The sequence below is a fragment of the Ancylobacter sp. TW_SC_1 genome (assembly GCF_056836805.1).
Map to the genome: position 1 here is coordinate 2,055,614 of NZ_CM166365.1, position 25,185 is coordinate 2,080,798.

The window sequence follows — 25,185 nt, forward strand, 5'->3', positions numbered from 1 at the left end:
GCAATATCGCGCTGGGCGTTTCGTGGCCAGCCATCAGGGGCATGGCCGTGCACAGACGACGAAAGATGTAGCGTACGGGCCATAGGGAGGGCAGTTACGTCACACGTCGCGAATGATAATGTCGCGGCGATTACGTAGGGTCCGGCGTCGCCCGCGCGCCGGGTCTCCCCGCATTGATGACCCCGCCGCGGGATCGTGGCGGGGGCCCCACCTGCCGCTCCATGTGGAACGCGGCCGATTTGTGAGGACTGAATCCCAGATGACGACGACTGCGAAGCCGTGGATGGGTGTCATTGCGCTCGGCGCGAGCCTGCTTCTTGCCGGCTGCGGCCAGGAGACCGAGGCGGAGGCGCCGCCGCTGCGGCCCGTGCGCGTCGTCACCGTCGAGAAGGGCAGCGGCGGGCAGGTCGCCGCCTTCACCGGCGAGGTCCTCGCGCAGGACGAGGCCGCGCTCGCCTTCCGCGTCTCCGGCCGGATGATCGAGCGCAGCGCCAATGTCGGCGATCAGGTGACGGCCGGCCAGGTGGTCGCCCGGCTCGACCCGCAGAACGCCCTCAACACGCTGCGCTCGGCGCAGGCGGCGCTGGCGGCGGCCGAGAGCCAGCTCGTCACCGCGGCGAACACCTTCGAGCGCCAGGACCGGCTGCTCGGCAACGGCTTCACCACGCAGGCCAACCACGACGCCGCGCGCACCGCGCTGCAGGCGGCGCAGTCGGCGGTGGACAATGCCGAGGCCCAGCTCAAGATCGCGCAGGACAATGTCAGCTACACCGATCTCGTCGCCGACGCGCCGGGCACGGTGACGGCGCGCGGCGCCGAGCCCGGCGAGGTGGTGCAGGCCGGACAGATGATCCTGCAGCTCGCCCGGCAGGGTGGGCGCGACGCGGTGTTCGACGTGCCCGCCAACATCCTGCGTTCGGCGCCGCCGGAAGTGGTCGTCACCGTGACGCTGAGCGACGATCCCGGCGTCACCGCCACCGGCCGGGTGCGCGAGGTGGCGCCGCAGGCCGATCCGGTCACCCGCACCTTCCGCGTGCGCGTCGGCCTCGACAACCCGCCCGCCGCGATGCGGCTCGGCTCCACCGTGATCGGCAAGGTCGAGCTCGGCAGCGACGCGGTGATCGACATCCCCGCCTCGGCGCTGACGGCGCTCAACAGCAAGCCGGCGGTCTGGGTGGTCGATCCCGCCACGCAGACCGTGGCGCTGCGCAACATCGAGGTGCGCAGCTTCTCGCAGGCGCGCGTCGGCGTCGATTCCGGTCTGAGCCCGGGCGAGGTGGTGGTGACGGCCGGCGTGCAGGCGCTCCATCCCGGCCAGAAGGTGCGTCTGCTCGGGGCGGGTTCGTGATGCGTTTCAATCTGTCGGAATGGGCGGTCCGCGAGCGCTCGCTCGTCATCTTCTTCATGCTGGCCGTCGTGTTCGCCGGCGCTTTCGCCTATACGCGCTTGGGCCGGGCGGAGGACCCGTCCTTCGTCATCAAGACCATGGTGGTGCAGGCGGCGTGGCCGGGCGCGGGCATGGAGGACACGCTGCAGCAGGTGACGGAGCGGCTTGAGCGCACCCTGCAGGAGACGCCGCATCTCGACTTCATCCGCAGCTATACGCGGCCGGGCATCACCACGATCTTCGTCAACCTTCTGGGCAGCACCACCGCCGAGGAGGTGCCGGACGTCTGGTACCATGTGCGCAAGAGCGTCGGCGACATGGCGCACACGCTGCCGCGCGGGGTGATCGGGCCCGGCTTCAACGACGAGTTCGGCGACACGTTCGGCCTGATCTACGGCTTCACCGCCGACGGCTTCACCCATCGCGAGCTGCGCGACTATGTCGAGCAGGCCCGCTCGACCCTGCTGCATGTTCCCGACGTCGCCAAGATCGAGCTGCTCGGCGAGCAGGACGAGCAGATCTTCGTCGAGTTCTCGGTGCAGGAACTGGCCAATCTCGGCATCAACCGCTCGGCGCTCGTCGCCGCGCTGCGGGCGCAGAACGTGGTCCAGCCCTCCGGCACGATCCAGACCGGCGACGAGAAGCTGGTGATCGACGTCTCCGGTGCCTTCGGCTCCGAGCAGGACATCGCCAACATCAATTTCGCCGTCGACGGGCGCATGCTGCGCCTCGCCGACATCGCCACCGTGCGGCGCGGCTATGTCGACCCGCCGCGCCCGCTGTTCCGCGCCAATGGCCAGCCCGCCATCGGCCTCGCCATCGCCATGCGCGAGGGCGGCGACATCCTCCAGCTCGGCCGCAACATCGACAAGGCGATGGCGACGATCACCGCCGAACTGCCGATCGGCATCGAGCCGCATCTGGTGGCCGACCAGGCGGTGACGGTGCGCGGCGCGATTTCCGAGTTCATGGAATCGCTCTGGCAGGCCATCCTCATCATCCTCGCGGTCAGCTTCATCGCGCTCGGCGTGCGCGCCGGCCTGATGGTGGCGCTGACCATCCCGCTCACGCTGGCGGGCGTCTTCGCGATGATGTGGCTGCTCGACATCGACATGCAGCGCATCTCGCTCGGCGCGCTGATCATCGCGCTGGCGCTGATGGTCGACGACGCCATGACCACCACCGACGCCACGCTCGGGCGCCTCGCCGCCGGCGAGCGCAAGGAGGTCGCGGCGGTCTTCGCCTTCAAGACCTACGCCTTCGCCATGCTGGCCGGCACGCTGGTGACCATCGCCGGCTTCGTGCCGGTCGGCTTCGCCGCCTCGTCGGCGGGCGAATACACCTTCACCCTGTTCGCGGTGGTGACCATCGCGCTGCTCGTCTCGTGGCTGGTGGCGGTGGTGTTCGCGCCGCTGATCGGCCTCGTGATCTTGAAGCCGCCGAAGAATGCCGGCGGGCCGCCCGGCCGCATCATGCGGCTCTATCGCGGCTTCCTCTCGGCCGCGCTCACCGCGCGCTGGTTCACCGTCGCCGTCACGCTGGGGCTGTTCGCCGCCGCCGTGCTGGCGCTGCCGCTGATCCCGCGGCAGTTCTTCCCCTCGTCCGACCGGCCGGAACTGCTGGTCGACCTGCAACTGCCGCAGAACGCCTCCATCCACGCCACGGAGCGGGCGGTGCAGCGGCTCGACGCGGCGCTGAAGGACGACCCGGACGTGGAGCGCTGGAGCGCCTATGTCGGGCGCGGCGCCATCCGCTTCTACCTGCCGCTCAACGCGCAGCTGCCGAACGACTTCTTCGGCCAGGCGGTGGTGGTGGCGCGTGACGTCGAGGCGCGCGAGCGCCTGCACGCCCGGCTGGTGAAGCTGCTCGCCGACGATTTCCCCAATGTGGTGAGCCGCGTCTCGCCGCTGGAACTCGGCCCGCCGGTCGGCTGGCCGATCCAGTACCGGGTGATCGGTCCCGAGCTCGGGCCGGTGCGCGACATCGCCTTCAAGCTCGCCGAGGTCATCGCCGCCGATCCGCTGACGCGCACGGTGAACTATGACTGGATCGAGCCGGCGCGCGAGATCCGCATCCGCGTCGACCAGGACCAGGCGCGCCTGCTCGGCCTCTCGACCGAGGCCATCGGCTCGGTGCTCAACACCGTCGTCACCGGCGCGCCGGTGACGCAGGTGCGCGACGACATCTACCTCGTCGACGTGGTGCTGCGGGCGACCGACGAGCAGCGCGTGTCGCTCGACACGCTGCGCACGCTCGAAGTGCCGCTGCCGAACGGGCGCACCGTGCCGCTGAGCCAGTTCGCCAGCTTCGACTATGAGCAGACCTATCCGCTGGTCTGGCGCCGCGACCGGCTGCCCTCGCTCACCGTGCAGTCGGACATCGTCGCGGGCGAACTGCCGGAGACCGTGGTCAGCCAGCTCGCGCCGAAGATCGAGGAACTGGCGAACACCCTGCCGGCCGGCTACCGCATCGAGACCGGCGGGACGGTGGAGGAGAGCGCGTCCTCGCTCGCCTCGGTCATGGCGGTGGTGCCGGTGATGATCCTCATCATGCTCACCGTGCTGATGTTCCAGCTCCGGCGCTTCTCGCTGACCGCGCTCGTCGTCAGCGTGGCGCCGCTGGGCCTCATCGGCGTGGTGCTGGCGCTGCTGGTGTCGAACCGGCCGCTCGGCTTCGTCGCCATCCTCGGCGTGCTGGCGCTGATCGGCATGATCATCAAGAACGCGGTGATCCTGATCGGCCAGATCGAATCCGAGCGGGCGGGCGGCAAGAGCGCCCGCGAGGCGGTGATGGAGGCGTCCTGCGCCCGCTTCACGCCGATCATGCTGACCGCCGTGTCCACCGTGCTGGGCATGATCCCGATCGCCCCGACCGTGTTCTGGGGGCCGATGGCCTTCGCCATCATGGGCGGCCTCCTGGTCGCCACCCTGCTGACGCTGATCTTCCTGCCGGCGCTCTATCTGGCGACGGTGGGAAGGGAAAGCGCCAAGGCTGGCGGCTGACCGGCCGGCTGACCGGCCGGCCTCACGGCGCGGGAGCCGCGGCCGGCGGCGCATCCTCGATGGGTGCCGCCGGCGCTGTCGGTTCAGGCGCGGCCGCCGGCGCGGCCGGCTCGGGTGCCGCGGCCGCTGCCGGGGAGGCGGGCTCGGATGCCGCCGCCGGCGGCTCGATCCGGTCGATCATGTAGGGAAAGAACGGGTTCGACGACATGCGCACCAGCGCGTCGAGGCTGACGATCAGCGCGCCGCGCTCCCCGCGTACCGCCATGGCGCCGAGCTGGAGGCCGAAATTCTCCAGCGGGTCGGGGTGCGAACCGTAGAGCGAGTCGCTCGGCGGGAAGGGCAGGGCGACGTGCGAGAGCGAATAGACGTCCGGCGGATAGTACAGGTCCAGCCGCCGCGAGACTTCCTCGGTGCTGCCGGCGGCGATGCTGCGCTCCACCACCTGGTCGCTGCCGGCGTCCTCATTGGTGATGATCACGGTGCGGAAACGGCGCGGCAGCGGCGGCAACAGGCGCATCAGCGCCGAATAGGAGGTCGCGCGCAGGAGCGGGCCGAGCTTGGTGTTGCGGTTGATGTCGAACAGCACCAGCTCGCTGCCATTGGCCGGCAGCCGGCTGTAGAGCGCGTCGACGATGGCCCGCGTCGAGACGGTGAAGTCCATCACCGACTGGAAGGTCAGGGCCGGCGGAATATCCTTGAGCCGTCCGGCGCGCGCCTCACTGGCGATGGAGGCCTGCAGCGCGCGCGTCAGCCGATGCGACTGCACCGCGCCATTGACCGGGAAGCTGTTGTATTTGAACGGGTTGAACTCCGGCACGACGCCGAGCCACGCCGCCTTGTCGAAGGCCGGCAGCCAGGCCGGCAGCGCGGCGAGGCCGGCGAAGCGCGCGAAGCGGGTGATGCCGACCATGGGCGAGATCAGCACCAGCCGGTCGGGCCGCACCAGCTTGGCGTCGTCGAGGGCGTCGAGCGCGTATTTCAGCGCCAGCGCGCCGCCATTGGAGAAGCCGACGATTTCCAGCGGCTTGCCCGGCACGCGCGCGGCGGCCTCGCGCACCGCCAGCCGGGTCGCGGCCAGCCAGTCCTCCCATTCGACGTCGGTCAGGCCGGCGGGCACCGTGCCGTGGCCGGGCAGGCGCGGCGCCACCACGAGGAAGCCGTTGGCGAGGTAGCGGTCGGCGACATGGCGCAGGCTGTAGGGCGAATCGGTCAGCCCGTGCAGCAGCACCACCGCGCCGGACGGCTCGCCCTGCGGCGCCAGCTCGTAGGAGCGGTTCCAGTCATGGGTGAGGTGCGGCGGGTAGACGACGCTGCCGGAGAAATAGCGGTTGGACGGGACCCGCTCGTCCTCGGGCAGCTTCTGCACCACCTCGCGGGTGACGTCGGCGAACAGCTTGTCCTCGTGGGCGAGATAGGCGCGCCAGTCCGCCTTGTCGAGCTCGGCGACGCTCAGCTCCTGCGGCACGAAGGTGTGCCAGGGCTCCAGCGGCGCGCCGCTCTGGGCGAACCAGACCCGCATGCCGAGGAAGGCGACGAACAGGAGCAGCACCAGCGTGCCGATCCATTTGGCGATCTTTCTTGCGCGCGTCAGCATGGTCAGGCGACAGGCTCCTCGCGGCCGGAGAGCAGGCGGGCGATCCAGCGTGTGCTGTCGCCCTCCTCGAAGAAGGTGAGGGCGGCGATCACCAGCGGCACGCCGATGAAGGCGCCGGACAGCCCCCACATGAAGGACCAGAAGAACACCGCCAGCAGCACCAGGAAGGGCGAGATGGAGAGCGCCTTGCCGGCCATGCGCGGCTCGATGTAGCTGCCGCTGAAGAACTGGATCACGTTCATGGCGAGGAACACCAGCACCGCCATCTCCCACGAGCCGAACTGCGCCAGCGCGAACAGGGTCGGCAGCACCGTCGCCACCAGCGGGCCGATGAAGGGGATGTAGTTCAGGGCGAAGGCGATGGCGCCGAAGGCCGGGGCGAGGTCGAGCCCGAGCCCGGCGGTGAGGGCCCAGACGAACACGCCGGTCAGCACGCTCATCACCGTGCGCACCATCATGTAGGTGCGGAACTTGGCCGCCGTCGCGGCGCTGGCACGCACCAGCTTGCGGCCGGTCTCGCCGGCTTCCGACAGCAGCTTGGCGCGCACGATGTCGACTTCGAGCAGGCCGAGCATGACGAAGATCAGCGTCACCACCAGGAAGCCGAACACCCCGTTGAGCCGGCCGGCGAGGCCCTGGAACAGGCGGATCAGCCAGCTCGCATTGAAGGTGTCGGCCAGCATGCCGGCGGAATAGAGCCCGAGCTCCTCCAGCCGCGTGGCGGTCTCGCTGTAGAGCGCCTGGAAGAGCCCGGCATTGGCGATCAGCCAGCGCCCGGCCTGGCTGAAGCCCCAGACGGTGACATAGCCGAGCAGCGCCACCGCAAAAACGGTGAGCGTGAGCGTGATCGCCATCGCCACCAGCCCCGGCAGGCGCCGCTGCAACCGGAGCTGGAGCGGCCAGACCAGCGCGATGATGAAGAAGGCGAAGGCGACCGGCGCCACCACCGGCCGGGCGAGATAGATCGCGCCGGCGCCGAGGACGAAGGCGCAGATGCCGAGCGGGATGCGGTAGGCGGAGGCGGTCATGGGAGCCTTCAGGACAAGCGGCGACCCCAGCCGGATAACACGCCGCGCCACACCGGCAAATCGTTCCGCTGGCGAAAGCGGCCGCGCGTCCACGCCCGGCGGTACGTCGTGGCGGCTTCGGGGGCCCTGCCGCTAGGTCTCTGCCGCTAGGTGCCTGCAGCCAGGTCCCTGCAGCCAGGTCCCTGCAGCAAGGTCTCTGCAGCAAGGTCTCCGCAGCTGTTGCAGCAGGGTTTGGCAGCAGCGCGCGCAGCCTGGCTTTGCAGCGGCGTCTGCAGCCCTGCAGCCACGCGGCGCCGCCGCTGCGGGGCCGGCATATGCGCCACACCCCGCCGCCGTTTTCCCGGCCGGAACATTGAGCCCGCCGGTGCGGGTTAAATTGCGTGAGACGATGGTCTATCTTGCCCCGATCGGCAGGGACGGCGATTGCAGCCCCTGACCGCAACGACAAAAGTCGATCAGAATGAGGGGGATGCGATGGGAGGGCTGCTGGCCTTCAGCCGCGTCATTGACGGATTGAACGAGCGGTTCGGGCGCATCGCGGATTACTGCGTGCTGTTCGCCTGCCTCATCAGCGCCGGCAATGCGACGGTGCGCTATCTGTTCAGCTACAGCACCAACGGCCTGCTGGAGATCCAGTGGTACCTGTTCGGCGCCGTGGTGCTGCTCGGCGCGCCCTATACCCTCAAGCGCAACGAGCATGTGCGCGTCGATCTCGTCTACATGTCGCTCTCGCCGCGCGGGCGCCTGTGGATCGACGCGCTCGGCTTCGTGCTGATCCTCATTCCGGCCGGCATCTACCTGACCTGGCTGAGCTTTCCCTTCTTCTGGCAGTCCTTCGCCTCCGACGAGATGTCGCAGAATGCCGGCGGCCTGCTGCTGTGGCCGGCCAAGCTCCTGCTGCCGCTCGGCTTCGCGCTGCTCACCATCCAGGGCGTCTCGGAACTCATCAAGCGCGTCGCCGCGCTCACCGGCGCGCTCGAGATCGCGACCGATTACGAGAAGCCTCTCCAGTAGCGGCGACCGACGAGCCCTCCGTCCCTTTCTCCGACGCGCGAGCCCCGCATGTTCTCCTATGGCGTGATGCCCCCGCTGATGTTCGCCGGCATGGTCTGCTTCATGCTGGCCGGCTTTCCGGTCGCCTTCTCGCTGGTCGCGGTGGGTCTGTTCTTCGGCACGATCGGCATCCTGACCGAGCATTTCCACCTGAGCTTCCTCCAAGCCCTCCCCTTCCGCTTCTACGGAATCATCTCCAACGATCTGCTGCTCGCCATCCCGTTCTTCACCTTCATGGGGGCGATTCTGGAGCGCTGCGGCCTCGCGGAGGACCTGCTGGAAGGCACCGGCAAGCTGTTCGGCAAGGTGCCCGGCGGCCTCGCCTACGCGGTGATCATCGTCGGCGCGATTCTCGGCGCGATCACCGGCACGGTGGCGGCCTCGGTCATCGCCATGGGCGTGATCTCGCTGCCGGTGATGATGCGCTACGGCTATGACCAGAAGCTCGCCACCGGCGTCATCGCCGCGTCGGGCACCATCACCCAGCTCATCCCGCCCTCGCTGGTGCTCATCATCTTGGCCGAGCAGCTCGGCAAGCCGGTCGGCGAGATGTATCTGGGCGCCATCGGCCCCTCGCTGCTGCAGGTGGCGATCTTCCTTGCCTATGTGTTCGTGCTCTCGCTCATCAAGCCGCACCACATGCCGCCGCTGCCGCCCGAGGCGCGCGGCGAGGGTGGCTGGCCGCTGATCCGCCAGGTGCTGTGGGGCATGGTGCCCTCCATCGTGCTGATCATGCTGGTGCTGGGCACGCTGGCGATGGGCCTCGCCACGCCGACCGAGGCCGGCGCGATGGGTGCGGTCGGCGCCATCGTGCTGGCGGCATTGCACGGGCGTCTCACCTGGCCGCTCATCCGCCAGGCGATGGCCTCCACGGCGCGCATCACCTCGATGGTGGTGTTCATCCTGATCGGCGCGACGGTGTTCAGCCTCGTCTTCCAGGGCATGGACGGTGCGCTGTGGATCGAGCACATGCTCTCCCAGCTGCCCGGCGGCCGGGCCGGATTCCTGATATTCGTCAATGTCTTCGTCTTCTTCATCGCCTTCTTCCTCGATTTCTTCGAGATCGCCTTCATCATCGTGCCGCTGCTCGTGCCGGTGGCGGTGAAGCTCGACATCAACCTCATCTGGTTCGGCGTGCTGCTCTGCGTGAACATGCAGACCGCCTTCATGCATCCGCCCTTCGGTTTCGCGCTGTTCTACCTGCGCGGCATCGCGCCGCCCTCGATCCGCACCTCGCAGATCTACTGGGGCGCGATTCCGTGGCTGCTGATGCAGCTCATCCTCGTGGTGGTGGTCATCATGTGGCCGGACGCGGTGACCTACTGGATCAGCGCCGGCCCGACGGTGGACCCCTCGACCATCGAGCTGAACATCCCGCAATTCGAGCCGCCGGCGCTCGACATGGGGCCGCCGCAGTTCTGAGGCGGCGGACGCCCGCCGTCAGGCCGGCCGGGGCATGGTGCGCGCGCCGCGCACCGCCGCGATGCCGGCCAGCACGAAAAGCACCAGCACCACGCCCTCGGCGATGGCGAAGGGCGGCTCCGACTGTGTCGGCGCCAGCGCGTGCAAGGCGGGGATCTTGGCGAAGGCCTGCGCCACGGCGACGAACATCAGGAACCACAGGCTGGCGACGACGCCGATCGCGTAGATCGCGTTCCAGCGCCCGGCGCGGCCGAAATGGTAGCGGGCGGGCAGGGTGACCGCGAGCACCACCAGCGCCATCACGCCGACGATGTGCGAGGGCAGCACGCCGTGGAAGGCGAAGCCGAAGCCCGTCGCGCTGGTGGCGACGGCGGTGGCGAGGAACACGGCGGTCCAGCCGGGGCGGTCCCGCCCGGTGGTGAGATCGGCCAGCACCACGAAGCCGGCGGCGATGGCGATCAGGCTCAGCCAGGTGTGGAACCCGGTCCAGGTGGTGGGATCGAACATTGTGGGCGCTCCCCGGTTTGCCCGTTCGCGCCCCGCCCGACGCGGAACGCGTGCGGCCGGCCGGCAGCCGGCACGAAATTTGATGATATCCATCATTATTATTCAAGCCAGTGCCGAAGTGTTGCAATGGCGGGACTTCCGATGGTCCGTCGGCTAATTTTGCCGTCCCTGTGTCTTCCATCCCCTAGGGGCGCGCCGAGATCTGCGCCATAAGGCGTGCCCCGGCGGCTCCCGCCGAGGTCGTCACTGTCCGCTCGCGCACTGGATCCGTCATGAGCTCGCCCGCACCCGCGCCGGAATCGTCCCATCCCGGCATGGGGTTCCGCGAGTTCGTGCTGTTCATCGCCGGCCTCATGGCGACGAACGCCATCGCCATCGATTCGATGCTGCCGGCGCTGCCCGAGATCGGCCATTCGCTCGGCATCGACACGGCCAACCACACCCAGCTCATCGTCACCGCCTATCTGCTCGGCTTCGGCGCGGCGCAGCTCATTTACGGCACGCTGGCCGACCGGTTCGGCCGCCGCAACGTCCTGCTGTTCGGCCTTGCCATCTACACCGTCGCGTCGGTCGGCGCGGTGTTCGCCGGCACGCTGGAGGTGATGCTGGCGGCGCGGGTGGTGCAGGGCATCGGCTCGGCGGCAACGCGCATCCTCGCCATCACCATCGTGCGCGACTGCTATTCCGGCTCGCACATGGCGAAGGTGATGTCGCTCGCCTTCCTGGTCTTCCTGTCGGTGCCGATCATCGCGCCGTCGATCGGCCAGGCCATCATGCTGGTGGCGCCGTGGCGGGGCATCTTCTTCATGCTCTGCCTGTTCGGCGCGGTGCTGTTCGTGTGGACGCTGGCGCGCCTGCCGGAGACGCTGCACCCGGAGGATCGCTCGCCGATCTCCTTCGCCGGCATCTCCCATGCCTTCGGCCTCATCGTCCGCAGCCGCGTGACGGTCGGCTACATGCTCGCCATGACCATGGTCATGGGCGGCCTGTTCGGCTTCATCAACTCGGCCCAGCAGGTGTTCGCGGACGCCTTCCGCTCGGCCGAGCTGTTCACGCTGATCTTCGCGCTCATCGCGGTGTTCATGGCGGCGTCCTCGCTGCTCAATGCGCGCATCGTCGAGAGGCTCGGCATGCGGCGGGTCTCGCACGCCGCGCTGTTCGGCTATTTCGGGGTGACGCTGGTGCACGCCGCCGTCGTGCTGGCGGGCGCCGAGAACATCTGGACCTTCTCGGCACTGCAGGGGGTGATGATGTTCTTCTTCGGCCTGATGGTGTCGAACTTCAATTCGATGGCGATGGAACCGGTCGGTCATGTCGCCGGCACGGCCTCGTCGGCGCTCGGCTTCGTCAGCACGGTGGGCGGGGCGCTGTTCGGCTTCGCGCTGGGCCAGCATTTCGACGGCACCACGCTGCCGCTCACCATGGGCTTCGTCATGCTCGCCTTCGCGGCGCTGTGCTTCGTGCTCTTCGCCGAGCGCGGCCGGCTCTTCCGGCGGGATGCCCGGGTCTCCGATACCGCGACCTGACCGATCCGGGCCGCGGGACGGGCCCGGCCGGCGGTTGGCGCCATGCCGCTCAGCCCTTCGGCGCGGCTCCCTTCGCGGCGGCGCCGGCCGGCGCCAGCCGGCGCGCCGTCGGCGACTGCGCGAATTCGAGGATCAGGGCGCTGAGTTCGGGCTCGTCCACCAGCAGGGCGGCGTCCTCGGCTGGCATCCATAGCTGCGCGCGCTCGTGGCGTTCCGGCCAGTCGGCGAGCTGGCGACGGACGGCGAGCGGAAAGACCGTGACCTTCACCAGCGCGAAATGGCTTTCGAGCCGCTTCCAGTAAAGATACTGGCCGAGCCGTTTGCGGCCGACATCGCCGATCACGCCGGCCTCCTGCCGGGCCTCGATCTGCGCCGATTTCCAGTCCTTGCGGTTCTTGATCGGCCAGCCCTTGGGAATCACCACGCGGTGCGTCTCGCGCGAGGTCATCACCAGAACCTCGATGACGTCATTCTCCGCGATACGGAAGGGCAGCGCGGCGACCTGGTCGAGAGGGCGTCCGTCGGTTGGCCGCCGCTTGTTCTGTTTCTGCTTGGCCATGATTGCTAGATGTAATGGACGGCACGCGGATAGCGATGAATTTCGACGTTTTTCCCACGCATCGGAAGCGCCATGACGATGGAACTCACCCTGCTCGCCTGGACGCTGGTGCTTGCCCTTGGGCAAGTACTGCTGCCGGCCCTCTGGCGCAACCGGGAAACCGGTATCGGCTACAATGCCGGCCCGCGCGACGAGCCGGGTCCGACGGTCGGCGTGGTCACCGGGCGGCTGCGTCGGGCGCAGGCCAACCTGTTCGAGACGCTGCCGGTCTTCGCCGCGGCCATTCTCATCGCTCATGTCGCCGGCCGGGAAGGTGCGCTCACCCTGTGGGGCGCGGCGCTCTATCTCGGCGCGCGGATCGTCTATGTTCCGCTCTACGCCTTCGGCGTGCCGTATCTGCGCTCGCTGGCGTGGAGCGTGTCACTGCTGGGCGTGCTCGTGATCCTGTTCGCCGTGCTCCGTCCGGCCTGACCCCCGGGGTGCCCCATGTCCGTCGACTTCGCCTCCTTCGATTTCCTCGTGCTGCCGGGCCGCGAGAATGCGCCGGCCGAGCATTGGCAGTCGCACTGGCTGGGTGCCTTTCCCAATTCGACGCGGCTGATCCAGCAGGACTGGAGCCGGCCCGAGGTCGGGGCATGGACCGCGCGCCTCGACGCGGCGGTCGAGGCGGCCCCGCGCCGGGTGGTGCTCGTCGCCCATTCGGTCGGCGTGGCGACGGTGGTGCGCTGGACGGCGGCCCGGCCCGAGCTGGCGCGTAGCAAGGTGGCCGCCGCCTTCCTCGCCGCGCCGACCAATGTCGACGATCCCGACCCGTCCTTCGACCTGGTGCGCAATTTCGGCCCGATGCCGCTGTCGCCGCTGCCCTATCCGGCGCTGGTGCTTGTCTCGCGCGACGATCCGCGCGTCACCCCGGTGCAGGCGCAGGCCTTTGCGCAGGCATGGGGCGCGGATGTCGCCGATGTCGGGGAACTCGGCCATATCGGCACCGCCTCCCGGCTCGGCATCTGGCCGGCGGGCCTTGTCCTGCTGGGCGGGCTGCTGGCGCGGATCTAGCCGGAGCGGCCGTCCTCGTGGATCGACCGAAACGGATGGTCCCCATCCGTTTCGAAAGGTTGATCCACCACATCAACGCCTTGCGGGCCGGCCGTGGCGTGACATCCGATGGCCGAATGCCGTCCTGGGCCGCTAGTGCTGGGCCAGCACGATGGCCAGGGCCTGTGCTACCGGCTTGGTGACGCGCCGCTTGTAGCGGCGGTGGACCAACTGGCCGTTATGGAAGATGTCCTGCTCGACATAGAGGTTGGACCCGTCCCAGCGCAGGATGTTGTCGGACTCGACCGTTTCGACGACGCCGATTTCCGGGATCAGGTTTCCTTCCGGCGCGGTGGTGCTCATACATATCCTCCTGCAGCATCGGGATGCTCTGCGGCTTCCTGTGGAGCAATGATAGCCGAGCGCCGCGGGAATGCCATCGGTGGCTTTCCGGGTATCATACCCCGGCGGAGGGATGGGATGCGTTGCCGTTTGTGCCGCTCCCGCCCTCCACCTGGCCGCGCCGCTGCAGCAGCAGAACGACGATCCAGCACAGCAGCGCCCACGCACTGCCGGCGCACCAGCCGGCGATGACGTCGGTGGGCCAGTGGACGCCGAGATAGATGCGGCTGAAGCCGATCAGCAATGTGAGGCCGACCGCCACGGCCAGCACATAGGCCTTCAGCCGCCGCTTGCTCTCGGTCCGCACGATCAGGGCGCCGAGGGTCAGATAGGTGACGGCGGCGCCCATGGCGTGGCCGCTCGGAAAGCTCAACGTGCTGACGTCGACGAGATGGGCGACGAGGTCGGGGCGGGGGCGATCGAAGCCGAGCTTGAGCAGGTAGCTCAGCAGCCCGCCGCCCGCCGTCGCCACCAGCACGAAAAGCGCCGCCGCGCGCTTGCGGTCGACGACGAGGAAGCCGGCCACGGCGAGGGTGATCAGCGTCAGCACCGTGGTGCTGCCGAGCGCGGTGACGTCGCGCATGACGATCTCCAGCCACCGCGGACCGATCGGATCCGCCGGATCGCCGGGCACGCGGAAGGCGAGCAGCACCGCCTCGTCGAAGGCGTGGGTCTCTCCCTCCACCACCTCGTCGGCGACGAAGGCGAAGGCCAGAAGCCCCAGCGCGGCGCCCAGCAACGCCACCAGCACCGTCATTTCCGAGAAGATCCGGCCGGGCAGGTCCCGGAGCGAGGGCGGCAGGCCTTTCAGCGACAGGGGCATGGCGAGGTCCGGCAGAAACGGGGAGGAAGGACGAGGGGCGAGGAGTAACCCGTATCGTCGGGGAACCGAAAGAGGGGCTGGCGTGTTCCCCTCACACGATGGCGAGGAGGGTTTCATGCTGAAGGGCGGCGTCCTGTGGCTGATCGGCATTCCGCTGCCGATCATCATCGTGCTTTGGCTTTTGGGCTATCTCAGTTAGGTACCGCTGTCCGGTGGGAGACATCGGGGGGGCGCGACAGCCTGAAACAGGGCGTTACGTTCCTCCGGCCGCGTTCTGAACCAATGTCCATCGCGGCAGACCCGCTCTGGGCGAACAATTTCCGGTCACGACATGAACCTTGTCGGTAGCCACGATAACGCGCTGGTGGCGCTGTCGGTCCTCATCGCCGTGGCGGCGTCCTACACGGCGCTCGATCTCGCGGGACGCATGGCGCGCTCGCGCGGTCCGATGCGCAATGGCTGGCTGGTGGCGGCCGCGCTGGTGCTCGGTGGCGGCATCTGGGCGATGCACTTCATCGCCATGCTGGCGCTGCACATCGGTCTGCCGGTCTCCTATGACGCATTTCTGACCGTCGTTTCGCTGCTGCTGGCCATCGCGGCCACCGGGCTCGCCCTCTACGCCGCGGGCCACATCTCCGTGGGGCGGGGCGGCATCCTGCTCAGCGGCATCTTCATGGGACTGGGCATCGTCGGCATGCACTATACCGGCATGGCGGCGATGCGCATGCCGGGCGTCATGACGCACGACGCGCTCTATGTCGGCGGCGCCATCGTGCTGGCGATCGTCGCCTCGACCGTGGCGATCTGGCTGGCCTTCCACCGCCATTCGTCGACGCAGCGCGCCATCGCCGCGCTGGCGCTCGGCTTCGGCATCGCCGGCATGCATTATGTCGCGATGATGGGCGTGACCGTCACCGGCCATGAGGGCGGACATGCCTCCGTCCCGGAGACCGGCGACAATGTCGGCCTCGTCGCCGTGGTGACGGCCGCGACCTTCGCCATTTTCGCCGCCATGCTGCTCGCCGCCTCCTATGACCGGCGCTTCGCCCTGCTCGCCGAGCGCGAGGCGCAGATGTGGCGCGAAAGCGAGGAGCGCTACCGCACCCTTTATCGCCGGACGCCGCTGCCGCTGCATTCGCTCGGTCCCGACGGTCGCGTCGCGCAGGTCAGCGACCGCTGGCTCGATATGCTCGGCTACCGGCGCGAGGAGGTGATCGGGCGGCCGCTGACCGACTTCATGACCGCGGAATCCACCTACCGTCGCGACAAGGAGCACTGGCCGCGCCTGGTCGGCACCGGCGAGTTGCGCGAGGCCGAGTACAAGCTCGTCGCCAAGGACGGGCGGGTGCTCGACTGCGTCCTGTCGGCGGTCGCCGAGAAGGACGCCCAGGGCAACCTGACCAAGACGCTGTGCGGCCTGATCGACGTCACCGAGCGCCGCGTCGCCGAGGAGGCGCTGCGGCAGGCGCAGAAGCTCGAGGCCGTCGGCCAGCTCACCGGCGGCATCGCGCATGACTTCAACAACCTGCTCGCCGTGGTGCTTGGCAATCTGGAACTCGCCGCCAAGCGGGCGCCGAACGATGCGCGCCTGCTCGCGCTGCTCGACCACGCGACGCAGGCCGCGCAGCGTGGCGCGTCGCTCACCCAGCGCATGCTGGCCTTCGCTCGCCGTCAGGACCTCAACCCGGAACCGGTCAACATTCCCGACCTCGTGCTCGGCATGGCCGAGCTGATGCGCCGGTCGATCGGGCCGAGCGTGCGCATCGAGACGCGCTTTCCGCTGGGCCTGCCGCGCGCGCGCGTTGACGCCAACCAGCTCGAACTCGCCTTGCTCAATCTTGCGGTGAATGCGCGCGACGCCATGCCGGACGGCGGCACGATCACCATTTCGGCGCGTGAGGAAGTGGTCGCCGCTCCGGCGGGCGACCCGGACTATGAGGGTCCGCCGGAGCCTGGAGTGCTGTCCGGGGGGCGCTATTTCTGCCTGTCGATCAGCGATACCGGCGTCGGCATGGACGCGGACACGCTGGCGCGCGCCACCGAGCCCTTCTTCACCACCAAGGGGGTGGGCAAGGGAACCGGGCTCGGCCTCGCCATGGTGCACGGCCTTGCCGCGCAGTCGGACGGCAAGCTGATTTTGGAAAGCCGGCCGGGGCGGGGAACGACGGCGACGATCTATCTGCCGATCGCCGAGGCCGCCCGAAGCCGGCCGGAGCCGGAAGCGGAGGATGAGGACGTGGTGCCCGCCGGCGAGACCGGCGCGCAGCGTATCCTGGTGGTCGACGACGACGCCCTCGTGCTCGCCGCCACCGGGGCGATGCTGGAGGATCTCGGCTGTGCCGTCACCGAGGCGGCGTCCGGGGAGGAGGCGCTGCGCATCCTCGAATCCGGCGTCAGCTTCGACGTGGTGCTCACCGACCAGGCGATGCCCGGCATGACCGGCGTCCAGCTCGCCGCCGCCATCTCCAGGCGCTGGCCGAGCCTGCCGATCATTCTCGGCACCGGCTATGCCGAGCTGCCGGCCGATGCCAAGGCCGGGATGATGCGGCTGGGCAAGCCTTTCAGCCGCGAGACGCTGCGGCGCGCCGTGGTCGCGGCGACGCGCGGTCCGGCCGACAATGTCGTCCCGCTCTCGCGCCGGGGCTGAGCGCGGCGCCGGGAATATTGTGGTTGCGGCGGTGACATTCGCCGGCTGAGAGATTATATCGAAGACGTCCGGGGGAGCCTCGTCAGGAGGCTGAGAGGCCATCGGCGCGCTGAGAATGCGCGGCATGGCGACCCTTCGAACCTGATCCAGTTGAAACTGGCGGAGGGAGGAGTGAATGCTGTCCCCGCAAGCTGAATCCACCGAGACCACGGCCGTCCGCGCCGCCGCGAACGCCATGCGCGTGAAGATCGTCGGCGCCGGCGTTGCCGGGCTGACCTGCGCGCATGCCTTCGCCCGGCGCGGCGCCAACGTCACCATCGTCGAGCGCAAGGCCGGATCGGGGCAGGGCTGTTCCTGGTATGCGGGCGGCATGCTCGCTCCCTGGTGCGAGCGCGAGAGCGCCGAGCCGATCGTCGCCGAGCTCGGCTTTGAATCGTTGGCGTATTGGCGCGAGGCCGTGCCGGACGTGCCGAACGAGGGCAGCCTCGTGCTGGCACCGGCGCGCGACCTGCCGGATTTGCGCCGCTTCTCGCGGCGAACCGAGGGCTATGAGTGGGTCGACGGCGCGCGCATCGCGGCGCTGGAGCCGGACCTCGAGGGCCGGTTCGACCAGGGTCTGTTCTTCCCGACCGAGGCGCATCTCGAGCCGCGCAAGGCGCTGGCGGCGCTGACCGCCAGGCTGGTCGACGAGCACAATGTGACCATCCGCTACGAAGCGGACGGCTTCGAGACTGTCGATGACGGAGCCGATTTCGTCGTCGACTGCCGGGGCCTCGCGGCGCGCGACGTGCTCGCCGATCTGCGCGGCGTGAAGGGCGAGATGCTGGTGCTCTATTCCACCGAGATCGCGCTCAAGCGCCCGGTGCGCATGCTGCATCCGCGCATCCCCGTCTACATCGTGCCGCGCGGCGACGGGCATTTCATGATCGGCGCCACCTCGATCGAGAATGACGAGCGCGGTCGGGTGACGGGGCGCTCCATGCTGGAGCTGCTCGGGGCCGTCTATGCGCTGCATCCCGCCTTCGGCGAGGCCGAGATCGTCGAGATCGGCGCCGATGTGCGCCCGGCCTACCCGGACAACCTGCCGCGCCTGCGCCGGCGCGGCAACACGCTCTATGTCAACGGTCTCTATCGCCACGGCTTCCTCGCCGCGCCGGCGCTTGCGCGCCGCGCGGCGGAAGTCGCGTTCGACGGGGCCTATTTCCCGGAGGTCATGGATGAAGATCATCGTGAATGGTGAGCCGGCCGACACGGCCGCCGGCACGCTCGCGCGCCTGCTGACCGAACTGGGGCTCGACGACGCCATCGTGGCGACGGCGGTCAATGGCGACATGGTGCGGGCGGTGAAGCGGGCGGCGACGCCGATCGCCGATGGCGACCGGGTCGAGATCCTCGCCCCGATGCAGGGGGGCTGACAGGGAGACTGTCATGGACGCGATGACCAACAAATCCGGCGTGCCGGCCGGGGCACAGGCCGATGTGGCGACGTTCTACGGCACCGCGGTCGGCTCGCGCCTGCTGCTCGGCACGGCGCAATATCCCTCGCCGGCCATCCTCACCGAAGCGATCCGCGCCTCGGGCACGGAGATCGTGACCGTCTCGCTGCGCCGCGAATCCGGCGTGGCGAAGTCCGGCCAGAGCTTCTGGCAGCTCATCCGCGACCTCGGCGTGAAGGTGCTGCCCAACACCGCCGGCTGCAAGACCGTGAAGGAAGCCGTCACCACGGCCGAGATGGCCCGCGAGCTGTTCGGCACGCCCTGGGTGAAGCTGGAAGTGATCGGCGAGGACGACACGCTGCAGCCCGACGTGTTCGGTCTCGTCGAGGCCGCCCGCATCCTCACGCGCGACGGCTTCCAGGTGTTTCCCTACACCACCGAGGACCTCGTGGTGGCGGAGAAGCTCATCTCCGCCGGCTGCGAGGTGCTGATGCCGTGGGGGGCGCCGATCGGTTCCGGGCGCGGGCTCAACAACCCTTACGGCCTGCGCTCGCTGCGCGCGCATTTCCCCGGCGTGCCGCTGGTGGTCGATGCCGGCGTCGGCCTGCCCTCGCACGCGGCGGCGGCGATGGAGCTGGGCTATGACGCCGTGCTGCTGAACACGGCGGTCGCCAAGGCGGGCGATCCGGTGCGCATGGCCCGCGCCTTCGCCCGCGCCATCGAGGCGGGGCGCGAGGCGGTGATCGCCGATCCGATGGAAGTGCGCGACATGGCGGCGCCCTCGACCCCGGTCATGGGCCGCGCCGTGTTGGGCCAGTGAAGACGTCCAGTGAGAGTGCCATGAAGCTCGATCCGTTCTACCTCATCGTCGATCGTGCCGCCTGGCTGCCGCGCCTGCTGCCGCAGGGCGTGAAGCTGGTGCAGCTGCGCGCCAAGGAGATGGACGAGGCCGAGCTGCGCCGCGAGATCGCGACGGCGCGCGAGGTCTGCGAGCGCTTCGGCGCGCAGCTCATCGTCAACGACTACTGGAAGCTCGCCATCGATCTGGGCTGCGATTTCGTCCATCTCGGCCAGGAGGACCTTGCCGAAGCGGATGTGCCGGCCATTCGCCGGGCGGGGCTGAGGCTCGGCATCAGCACCCATGACGAGGCCGAGCTGGAAGCGGCGCTGCTGGCGCGGCCCGACTATGTGGCGCTCGGGCCGGTCTATCCCACCATCCTGAAGAAGATGCGCTGGGCGCCGCAGGGGCTGGAGCGCGTGACCCGCTGGAAGCAGCGCATCGGCGATCTGCCGCTGGTTGCCATTGGCGGCCTCACCATCGAGCGCGCCCCCGGCGTGCGCCAGGCGGGGGCGGACAGCGTCGCGGTCGTGACCGACGTGCTGCTGAATCCGAACCCGGAAGCCCGCGCCCGCGAATGGGTGCTGGCGACCCGCGAGATGGCCTGACGCCCCGCGGCGGGGCGTGGCCGGGACCGTCTCCGGCTAGTGCGCCGCCGGTGCGGGGGCGTCCGCCTTGTCGTGGGTGCCGAAGCGGTCGACCAGGGTCGCGCTGGCCTCGTTGAGGCCGAGCACCTCGACCTGTGCGCCAGCCTTGCGGAACTTCAGCACCGCCTTGTCGAGCGCGCCGATCGAGGTGATGTCCCAGAAATGCGCGTGGGTGAGGTCGATCACCACCTCGCGCGCCGGCTGGTCGAAATCGAAACCGCCGAGGAATACCTCGGAGGAGGCGAAGAAGATCTGCCCGTTGACGACGTAGGTCACCCGGCCACTTTCCTCGTCGATATGCTCGCCGACCGCCACCAGCTGCGACACCTTGCCGGCGAAGAACACGCCCGACAGCAGCACGCCGACCAGCACGCCGATGGCGAGGTCGTGCGTTGTCACCACGGTGAACACGGTGGCCAGCATCACCAGCGAGGAGGAGCGCGGGTTGGTGCGGAGATCGAGAATCGAGCGCCATGAGAAGGTGCCGATCGACACCATGATCATGACCGCCACCAGCGCCGCCATCGGGATGATGCGCACGAGATCGTCCAGCACGAGGATGAGGAACAGCAGGAACGATCCCGCGACGAAGGTGGAGAGCCGGCCGCGGCCGCCTGAGGTGACGTTTATCACCGACTGGCCGATCATCGCGCAGCCGCCCATGCCGCCGATCAGTGCCGAGGCGATGTTGCTGGTGCCTTGGCCGATGCACTCCTGGCTCTTGTTGCTCATCGTGTCGGTCATGTCGTCGACGATCTGCGCGGTGAGCAGCGATTCCAGCAGGCCGACGGCGGCCAAAGTGAGCGAATAGGGCAGGATGATCTGCAGCGTCTCCAGCGTCAGCGGCACGTCCGGCAGTGCGAATACCGGCAGGCCGGAGGGGAGGGCGCCGAGATCGCCAACGGTGCGCAGATCCATGCCGCTCCACCAGGCGAAGGCGGTGAGCGCGGCAATGGCGACGAGCGGGGAGGGCACCGCCTTCGTCAGGCGCGGAAACAGATAGATGATGGCGAGGCCAACCGCGATCATCGGGTAGGTCTCCATCGGCACGCCGATGAGCTCCGGCAGCTGCGCCATGAAGATGAGGATGGCGAGGGCATTGACGAAGCCGGTGATGACCGAGCGCGAGACGAAGCGCATCACCCGCCCCAGCTTCAGCAAGCCGGCGAGGATCTGGATCAGGCCCATCAGGATGGTCGCGGCGAACAGATACTGCAGCCCGTGATCGCGCACGAGCGAGACCATCACCACGGCGGTGGCGGCGGTGGCGGCCGAGATCATGCCCGGCCGGCCGCCGACGATGGCCGATACGCAGGCGATGGCGAAGGAGGCGAACAGGCCCACCTTCGGATCGACCCCGGCGATCACCGAAAAGCCGATCGCTTCCGGGATGAGGGCGAGGGCGACGACGATGCCGGCGAGGATGTCGGCGCGGATGTTGGAGGTCCAGTCGCGGAAATAGCGATGGGCGGCGGTCGAGGCATGGGTCATGGAGGGGAAATCTTCGCAAAGGGCGTGCATCCGCAAACGAGGCGGCGGGGCAGGCGCTGACTGTGCGTTGTCCGGCGGATCGGCGGCCGGAAGAGCCACCCGGGCTTGCACCGGGTCCTGACGAATACCCAGCACCTAGCCCGTTCCGCGCTGCAGCGCAACATGGATGATGCTGCGTGCCGACCGGCGGCGTGGTAGCCTGATGGTCCACATCCAGGGCCGTGACATGCGCCATCCGATCCGCCGGCTCGCCATGGTGAGCGCCTTCTTCTGCCTCATGGCCGGGCCGGTCCTTGCTGGCGAGGCGCAGGGTCTTGCCGCCGAGGCGCAGGCGATCCGCGAGCGGCTCGCTCGATGGACCGAGGCGTTCAACCGGGGCGACAAGGCGGCCGCCTGCGACCTGTTCTCCACATCGCTGATCTCGGATTATCGCGGCCAGGGCACGGCGGATTACGCGACGCGCTGCGCGCTGATCGCCAAGGCGCTCGACAGCAAGGAGCGCCGCTTCCGCTATACCGCCGACATCAAGGAGGTCATCGTGGAAGGCGACCTCGCCGTCGTCCGCCTGACCTGGACGCTGACCATCACGCCGGGCGACATAAGGAGCGTCGAGCCGGGGATGGATGTTTTCCGCAAGGAGGACGACGGCAAGTGGCGGATCATCCGCTACATGGCCTATGAGGAATAGGCGGCGCGGCGCTGGCGCAGGAGCGCGTTGAGCGTCGCCATTTCGGGCGGCGGCTCGCGTTCCACACGCCAATACCGGCTTCCGTCCAGCGTGCGGCGAAACAGCCCCAATCCCACCATCTCCCGCCGCAGCAGCGCATGGTCGCCGAACAGGTGCTCGGCGTTCAGCAGCGCGTTCATCCGCCGCTCGGGGAAGGCGTCGCCGCTCGGCAGGCGCGACCATAGCACCCACAGGCAGAGGATCTGCTGGTTGCGCTTCTTCGGCCAGCGCAGCAGCCTGCCCGCCGGGTCAAACAGGCGCAGCGCCTTTTCGCAGCGTGCGTGGTCCGCCGGCGGGGCCGGGGGCGGCGCGGGCGTGGCCAGCCGCGCGCGGGCGGCCCTGTCGGCCCGCAGATGCTGGAAATTGCGATAGCCGGCGCCGCGCGCCAGCAGGTTCAGCAGTTCGACATGGCCGGGCGGCCGCTCAAGCGCGGCGATGGCCTGATGCAAGCTGCGGGCGAGCGCGGAAATATCCGGCGCCTCATAGGCCAGAACGGTTCTGGGCATGACCTATCCTCGTTGGTGCCCTTTCGCGAGGAAATGTCGGGGTTGCCGTCTTGCGACCGGGCACAAGGACAAGTGCGGGGTTCGGAAACACGCAGGTTTAGCTCCCCTTGCGGGGCGGCAACGCCTCGGTGAACTGCAGACCGTGGCACGACGGATAAGCGAAGCTCCACGCGATGTCCAGCGTGGCGGGGACCACCTCACTCGCGCGCCTGTGCGACCCCGGTTCACCGTGAGAGCCAGCGTACCGGCGCGCACCGCCAGCGCCGCCGCCGGAAGCAAGCGTGTCTCGTCTCGTGCGGGCTGGGATTAATGGAGGACTTCACTCCGGACGCGCCCAACAAACCCGCAATGCCGCTATACTCGCCGCAAGTGTGATAAATCATGGCAAGTCAACGTCTCTATAGTCGGCCCATCAGATGGACGCATTTCGCGTGCAAATCTGTAAAAATGGAGATGTGACATGAACAAGCTTGTTTATATTCTGGCCGCAGCCGCATCCTTTTCCTATGTTGGCGCCTCGGAAGCGAAGCAGGACCACTATGAGCGCCAGGCCTGGAAGAACACGGTGACGGGCGCCCATGTGCCGGTCGGTCCGGTCTATGAGGGCCGGAACGTGACGACCAGCCACCGCGTCGAGACGCTGGGCGTGGAGCCCTACATCGCGCAGCAGATCGAACTCAACGCCCGCTCCTCGCGCACGACCCGTTGATGCAGTGCGGGCGATACCGGGCTGCCCCCCCGCCCGCGTATCGCCCGCCTGCCCAGCCTTCGCCTTGAAATCATAAGTTGCCGATCCCGCGGTATTCCACGATGCCGTCGCCGAGCGCCGCCGTGGGGGCTCCTAGACGGCTTGCCCGGCTACTCTGCTCTCGATGAATTCCACCGCCGCGGCGACGCCATCCTCCTGTCGGATCGCGTCGCCAAGAATGGATGCCCGGCGGCGCATCAGCGGATCGTCCATCGCCATGATCGCCGCCGCCAGGCTTTCGGCCGACAGAGTTTTTCGCTCGAGAGCCCGCGGACCTACACCCAACGCGGCGACACGCCTTGCCCAGAACGGCTGGTCGCCGAAAAACGGGCAGATGGCGGTGGGTTTGCCGGCGCGCAGAGACGCCGCAGTGGTTCCGGCGCCGCCATGATGCACGGTCGCGGCGACCCGCGGAAACAACCTGTCGTGTGGCGCTCCGGCGATGATGTGGACATGGCCAGCTACGTGCCGCGCCTCCAGCGCCCCGCCGCCGGTCGCCAGCACACCGCGTTTGCCGGTTTTCGCGAGAGCCTCGATGACGGTCATGGTCGTCCGCTGAGGATCGAGCCCGGGCAGGCTGCCGAAGCCGACATAGATCGGTGGTTCGCCGGCATCAAGGAATGCCGTCAGCGCGTCGGAGGGGCGCCACCTCTCATCGTCGAGGAACCAATAGCCGCTGACCCGCACATCGCGGCCCCAATCGGGCGGAACCGGAATGACATGCGGGCTATAGGCATAGAGCGTGCCCAGGAACCTGCCGGCACCGGAGCGGCGGCCCGCGAGCCCCAGCGACGTTTCCCGCCAGTCGCGAATCTGCGTGCGGAACAGCAGGTCGGCCCCCTTGATCGCCAGCGCATGACTGGCGCGGTTCAGCGGCCCCAGGGAAGCAAACGGCAGCATCGGGCTGGGAAAGGCCGAGGTCGGCGTGAAGCCCGGCAGCGGCGATGCAAGCATGTGCGGGCATGCGAGAGCTTCGGCGATGTGTGGCGCCGCAATCGCCTTGGGATGGTGGACGATCACATCGGGATGGAAGGCTCTGACGGCCGTCCACTCGTCATCCAGCAGGCGCCGCATCAACGGACGCACATGCTTCAAGAGCTTGAGTCCGGCGCTGAAGCCTCGCCCGCCCGCGATGGCCGCTTTGCCTTCCGGCGTGTCCATCAGCGCCAGGAACTCACCCGGAAGCGCCGCAAAGGCGATGCCATGGTCGCGGACCATGACGTCGAACTGGGCGGGTCCCGCAATTTGCACCTCGTGACCGCGTCCGACCAACCCCAGGGCAAGCGCGATATAGGGCTGTACGTCACCTCTGGTGCCGAGCGTGTCGATTGCTATGCGCACCCGGTTTCCTCTTCATCCTGTGGCGAGGTCGAATGGGGCGAGAACGTGCCGGCCGCTTCTCTCGCAGAGAAGGATAGAGGGCGGCCGATGGCCTCGGCAATTCCACAATATGTGGAATGCCAAAGCGTTACGCTGTCTTCGCCGGTCGAATGAGTGATATGGATGTCGCTCTCGGCCAACCCTGTGGTCGGCAAGGCCGCCCTGAGGCTGCCGCGCCGGCGCCGCCATCTTTCCGCAATTTCTCATGCGCGCCACGATGAAATTCGTTCCTATTCGTGCTTTCCTGCGGCAGGGGTTCGGGCTGATGCCTTCAGACGAGAGGCCGCACGCGGCAGGGCGTGGATCAGTCGCAAGGGGGGCAGCGTGAAGGCGAGGGGAATTGTCGGGCTGCTTGCCGCAGCCGTTCCAGGGGTCGCGTCCGCCGGAGGATTCCTCGAGCCGGCCGGACCGATCGCATCGGCGCAGCTCT

The 25,185-nt window shown here is 68.6% G+C and carries 23 protein-coding genes, 1 riboswitch and 1 other annotated feature; of the genes, 14 read left to right on the top strand and 9 right to left on the bottom strand.

The annotated features are described in order from the left end of the window. The first annotated feature begins 259 nt into the window (after positions 1-259). Both AC1PZ7_RS09455 and AC1PZ7_RS09460 read left to right on the top strand, forming a co-directional pair. Positions 260-1,348, top strand: a complete 1,089-nt coding sequence (locus tag AC1PZ7_RS09455) for an efflux RND transporter periplasmic adaptor subunit (RefSeq protein ID WP_482359213.1) — start codon at positions 260-262, stop codon at positions 1,346-1,348. Further along, positions 1,348-4,389 (top strand): efflux RND transporter permease subunit, encoded by a 3,042-nt coding sequence (locus AC1PZ7_RS09460; RefSeq protein WP_482359605.1) that lies wholly within the window; start codon positions 1,348-1,350, stop codon positions 4,387-4,389. The genes AC1PZ7_RS09455 and AC1PZ7_RS09460 overlap by 1 nt, the downstream gene beginning before the upstream one ends. Before the next feature lie 22 nt (positions 4,390-4,411). Here AC1PZ7_RS09460 and AC1PZ7_RS09465 read toward each other — a convergent pair whose 3' ends face one another. Then, a complete protein-coding gene (locus AC1PZ7_RS09465; RefSeq protein WP_482359214.1) occupies positions 4,412-5,983 on the bottom strand; it encodes an alpha/beta hydrolase in 1,572 nt (523 codons plus the stop codon). Between the two features lie 2 nt (positions 5,984-5,985). Continuing rightward, positions 5,986-7,011 carry an AI-2E family transporter gene (locus tag AC1PZ7_RS09470; RefSeq protein WP_482359215.1) on the bottom strand — a complete coding sequence of 342 codons (1,026 nt, stop codon included), beginning with the start codon at positions 7,009-7,011 and terminating at the stop codon, positions 5,986-5,988. A gap of 474 nt (positions 7,012-7,485) precedes the next feature. Between AC1PZ7_RS09470 and AC1PZ7_RS09475 the strand changes: the two genes are divergently transcribed. Both AC1PZ7_RS09475 and AC1PZ7_RS09480 read left to right on the top strand, forming a co-directional pair. Beyond that, the gene (locus AC1PZ7_RS09475) at positions 7,486-8,025 is read left to right on the top strand and encodes a TRAP transporter small permease subunit (RefSeq protein ID WP_482359216.1); all 540 of its coding nucleotides are present in this window, start codon (positions 7,486-7,488) and stop codon (positions 8,023-8,025) included. A gap of 48 nt (positions 8,026-8,073) precedes the next feature. Further along, complete coding sequence (locus tag AC1PZ7_RS09480; protein ID WP_482359217.1) at positions 8,074-9,486, top strand: TRAP transporter large permease; 1,413 nt, start codon at positions 8,074-8,076, stop codon at positions 9,484-9,486. An 18-nt stretch (positions 9,487-9,504) separates the two neighbouring features. Here AC1PZ7_RS09480 and AC1PZ7_RS09485 read toward each other — a convergent pair whose 3' ends face one another. Further along, entirely contained in the window at positions 9,505-9,993 is a 489-nt protein-coding gene (locus AC1PZ7_RS09485; RefSeq protein WP_482359218.1) for a hypothetical protein, read from the bottom strand. A gap of 272 nt (positions 9,994-10,265) precedes the next feature. On the opposite strand from AC1PZ7_RS09485, the gene AC1PZ7_RS09490 reads away from it, so the two are divergent. After that, complete coding sequence (locus AC1PZ7_RS09490) at positions 10,266-11,519, top strand: multidrug effflux MFS transporter (RefSeq protein WP_482359219.1); 1,254 nt, start codon at positions 10,266-10,268, stop codon at positions 11,517-11,519. Positions 11,520-11,568: 49 nt separating this feature from the next. Here AC1PZ7_RS09490 and AC1PZ7_RS09495 read toward each other — a convergent pair whose 3' ends face one another. Next, complete coding sequence (locus AC1PZ7_RS09495; protein WP_482359220.1) at positions 11,569-12,078, bottom strand: NUDIX hydrolase; 510 nt, start codon at positions 12,076-12,078, stop codon at positions 11,569-11,571. A gap of 72 nt (positions 12,079-12,150) precedes the next feature. On the opposite strand from AC1PZ7_RS09495, the gene AC1PZ7_RS09500 reads away from it, so the two are divergent. Then, on the top strand, positions 12,151-12,549 hold the full coding sequence (locus AC1PZ7_RS09500; protein WP_482359221.1) for an MAPEG family protein: 399 nt from the start codon (positions 12,151-12,153) through the stop codon (positions 12,547-12,549). 15 nt (positions 12,550-12,564) lie between these two features. Next, entirely contained in the window at positions 12,565-13,131 is a 567-nt protein-coding gene (locus AC1PZ7_RS09505; RefSeq protein ID WP_482359222.1) for an RBBP9/YdeN family alpha/beta hydrolase, read from the top strand. A 132-nt stretch (positions 13,132-13,263) separates the two neighbouring features. On the opposite strand, the gene AC1PZ7_RS09510 is transcribed toward AC1PZ7_RS09505, so the two are convergent. Then, positions 13,264-13,473, bottom strand: a complete 210-nt coding sequence (locus tag AC1PZ7_RS09510) for a hypothetical protein (protein ID WP_482359223.1) — start codon at positions 13,471-13,473, stop codon at positions 13,264-13,266. A gap of 94 nt (positions 13,474-13,567) precedes the next feature. Beyond that, on the bottom strand, positions 13,568-14,335 hold the full coding sequence (locus tag AC1PZ7_RS09515; protein WP_482359224.1) for a phosphatase PAP2 family protein: 768 nt from the start codon (positions 14,333-14,335) through the stop codon (positions 13,568-13,570). A gap of 331 nt (positions 14,336-14,666) precedes the next feature. On the opposite strand from AC1PZ7_RS09515, the gene AC1PZ7_RS09520 reads away from it, so the two are divergent. From AC1PZ7_RS09520 to AC1PZ7_RS09540, 5 genes are all read left to right on the top strand, one after another. Next, positions 14,667-16,982 carry an MHYT domain-containing protein gene (locus tag AC1PZ7_RS09520; protein WP_482359225.1) on the top strand — a complete coding sequence of 772 codons (2,316 nt, stop codon included), beginning with the start codon at positions 14,667-14,669 and terminating at the stop codon, positions 16,980-16,982. A 60-nt stretch (positions 16,983-17,042) separates the two neighbouring features. Further along, a riboswitch (TPP riboswitch) is annotated at positions 17,043-17,167 on the top strand. Between the two features lie 50 nt (positions 17,168-17,217). Then, positions 17,218-18,222, top strand: a complete 1,005-nt coding sequence (locus AC1PZ7_RS09525) for an FAD-dependent oxidoreductase (RefSeq protein WP_482359606.1) — start codon at positions 17,218-17,220, stop codon at positions 18,220-18,222. Continuing rightward, positions 18,200-18,397 (top strand): sulfur carrier protein ThiS, encoded by a 198-nt coding sequence (gene thiS / locus AC1PZ7_RS09530; RefSeq protein ID WP_482359226.1) that lies wholly within the window; start codon positions 18,200-18,202, stop codon positions 18,395-18,397. The genes AC1PZ7_RS09525 and thiS overlap by 23 nt, the downstream gene beginning before the upstream one ends. 64 nt (positions 18,398-18,461) lie before the next feature. After that, on the top strand, positions 18,462-19,238 hold the full coding sequence (locus tag AC1PZ7_RS09535) for a thiazole synthase (RefSeq protein ID WP_482359607.1): 777 nt from the start codon (positions 18,462-18,464) through the stop codon (positions 19,236-19,238). 20 nt (positions 19,239-19,258) lie between these two features. Then, positions 19,259-19,864, top strand: a complete 606-nt coding sequence (locus AC1PZ7_RS09540; protein WP_482359227.1) for a thiamine phosphate synthase — start codon at positions 19,259-19,261, stop codon at positions 19,862-19,864. A 36-nt stretch (positions 19,865-19,900) separates the two neighbouring features. Here the strand turns inward: AC1PZ7_RS09540 and AC1PZ7_RS09545 are convergent, their stop codons facing one another. Further along, complete coding sequence (locus AC1PZ7_RS09545) at positions 19,901-21,394, bottom strand: SulP family inorganic anion transporter (RefSeq protein WP_482359228.1); 1,494 nt, start codon at positions 21,392-21,394, stop codon at positions 19,901-19,903. A gap of 65 nt (positions 21,395-21,459) precedes the next feature. Then, positions 21,460-21,515, bottom strand: a sequence feature (sul1 is cis-regulatory element that is thought to sense ions involved in sulfur or methionine metabolism; They are found in Alphaproteobacteria). A 45-nt stretch (positions 21,516-21,560) separates the two neighbouring features. Between AC1PZ7_RS09545 and AC1PZ7_RS09550 the strand changes: the two genes are divergently transcribed. Beyond that, the gene (locus tag AC1PZ7_RS09550) at positions 21,561-22,082 is read left to right on the top strand and encodes a YybH family protein (RefSeq protein WP_482359229.1); all 522 of its coding nucleotides are present in this window, start codon (positions 21,561-21,563) and stop codon (positions 22,080-22,082) included. Here AC1PZ7_RS09550 and AC1PZ7_RS09555 read toward each other — a convergent pair. Further along, positions 22,070-22,627: a DUF2087 domain-containing protein gene (locus AC1PZ7_RS09555; protein ID WP_482359230.1), complete on the bottom strand. Its 558-nt coding sequence runs from the start codon at positions 22,625-22,627 to the stop codon at positions 22,070-22,072. The two genes, AC1PZ7_RS09550 and AC1PZ7_RS09555, sit on opposite strands and share 13 nt — an antisense overlap. 460 nt (positions 22,628-23,087) lie before the next feature. Here AC1PZ7_RS09555 and AC1PZ7_RS09560 point away from each other — a divergent pair, with 460 nt between their 5' ends. Next, positions 23,088-23,336, top strand: coding sequence for a hypothetical protein (locus tag AC1PZ7_RS09560; protein WP_482359231.1), 249 nt, complete (start codon positions 23,088-23,090; stop codon positions 23,334-23,336). 132 nt (positions 23,337-23,468) lie between these two features. Here AC1PZ7_RS09560 and AC1PZ7_RS09565 read toward each other — a convergent pair whose 3' ends face one another. After that, positions 23,469-24,716: a glycosyltransferase gene (locus AC1PZ7_RS09565; protein ID WP_482359232.1), complete on the bottom strand. Its 1,248-nt coding sequence runs from the start codon at positions 24,714-24,716 to the stop codon at positions 23,469-23,471. Positions 24,717-25,185: the final 469 nt, after the last annotated feature.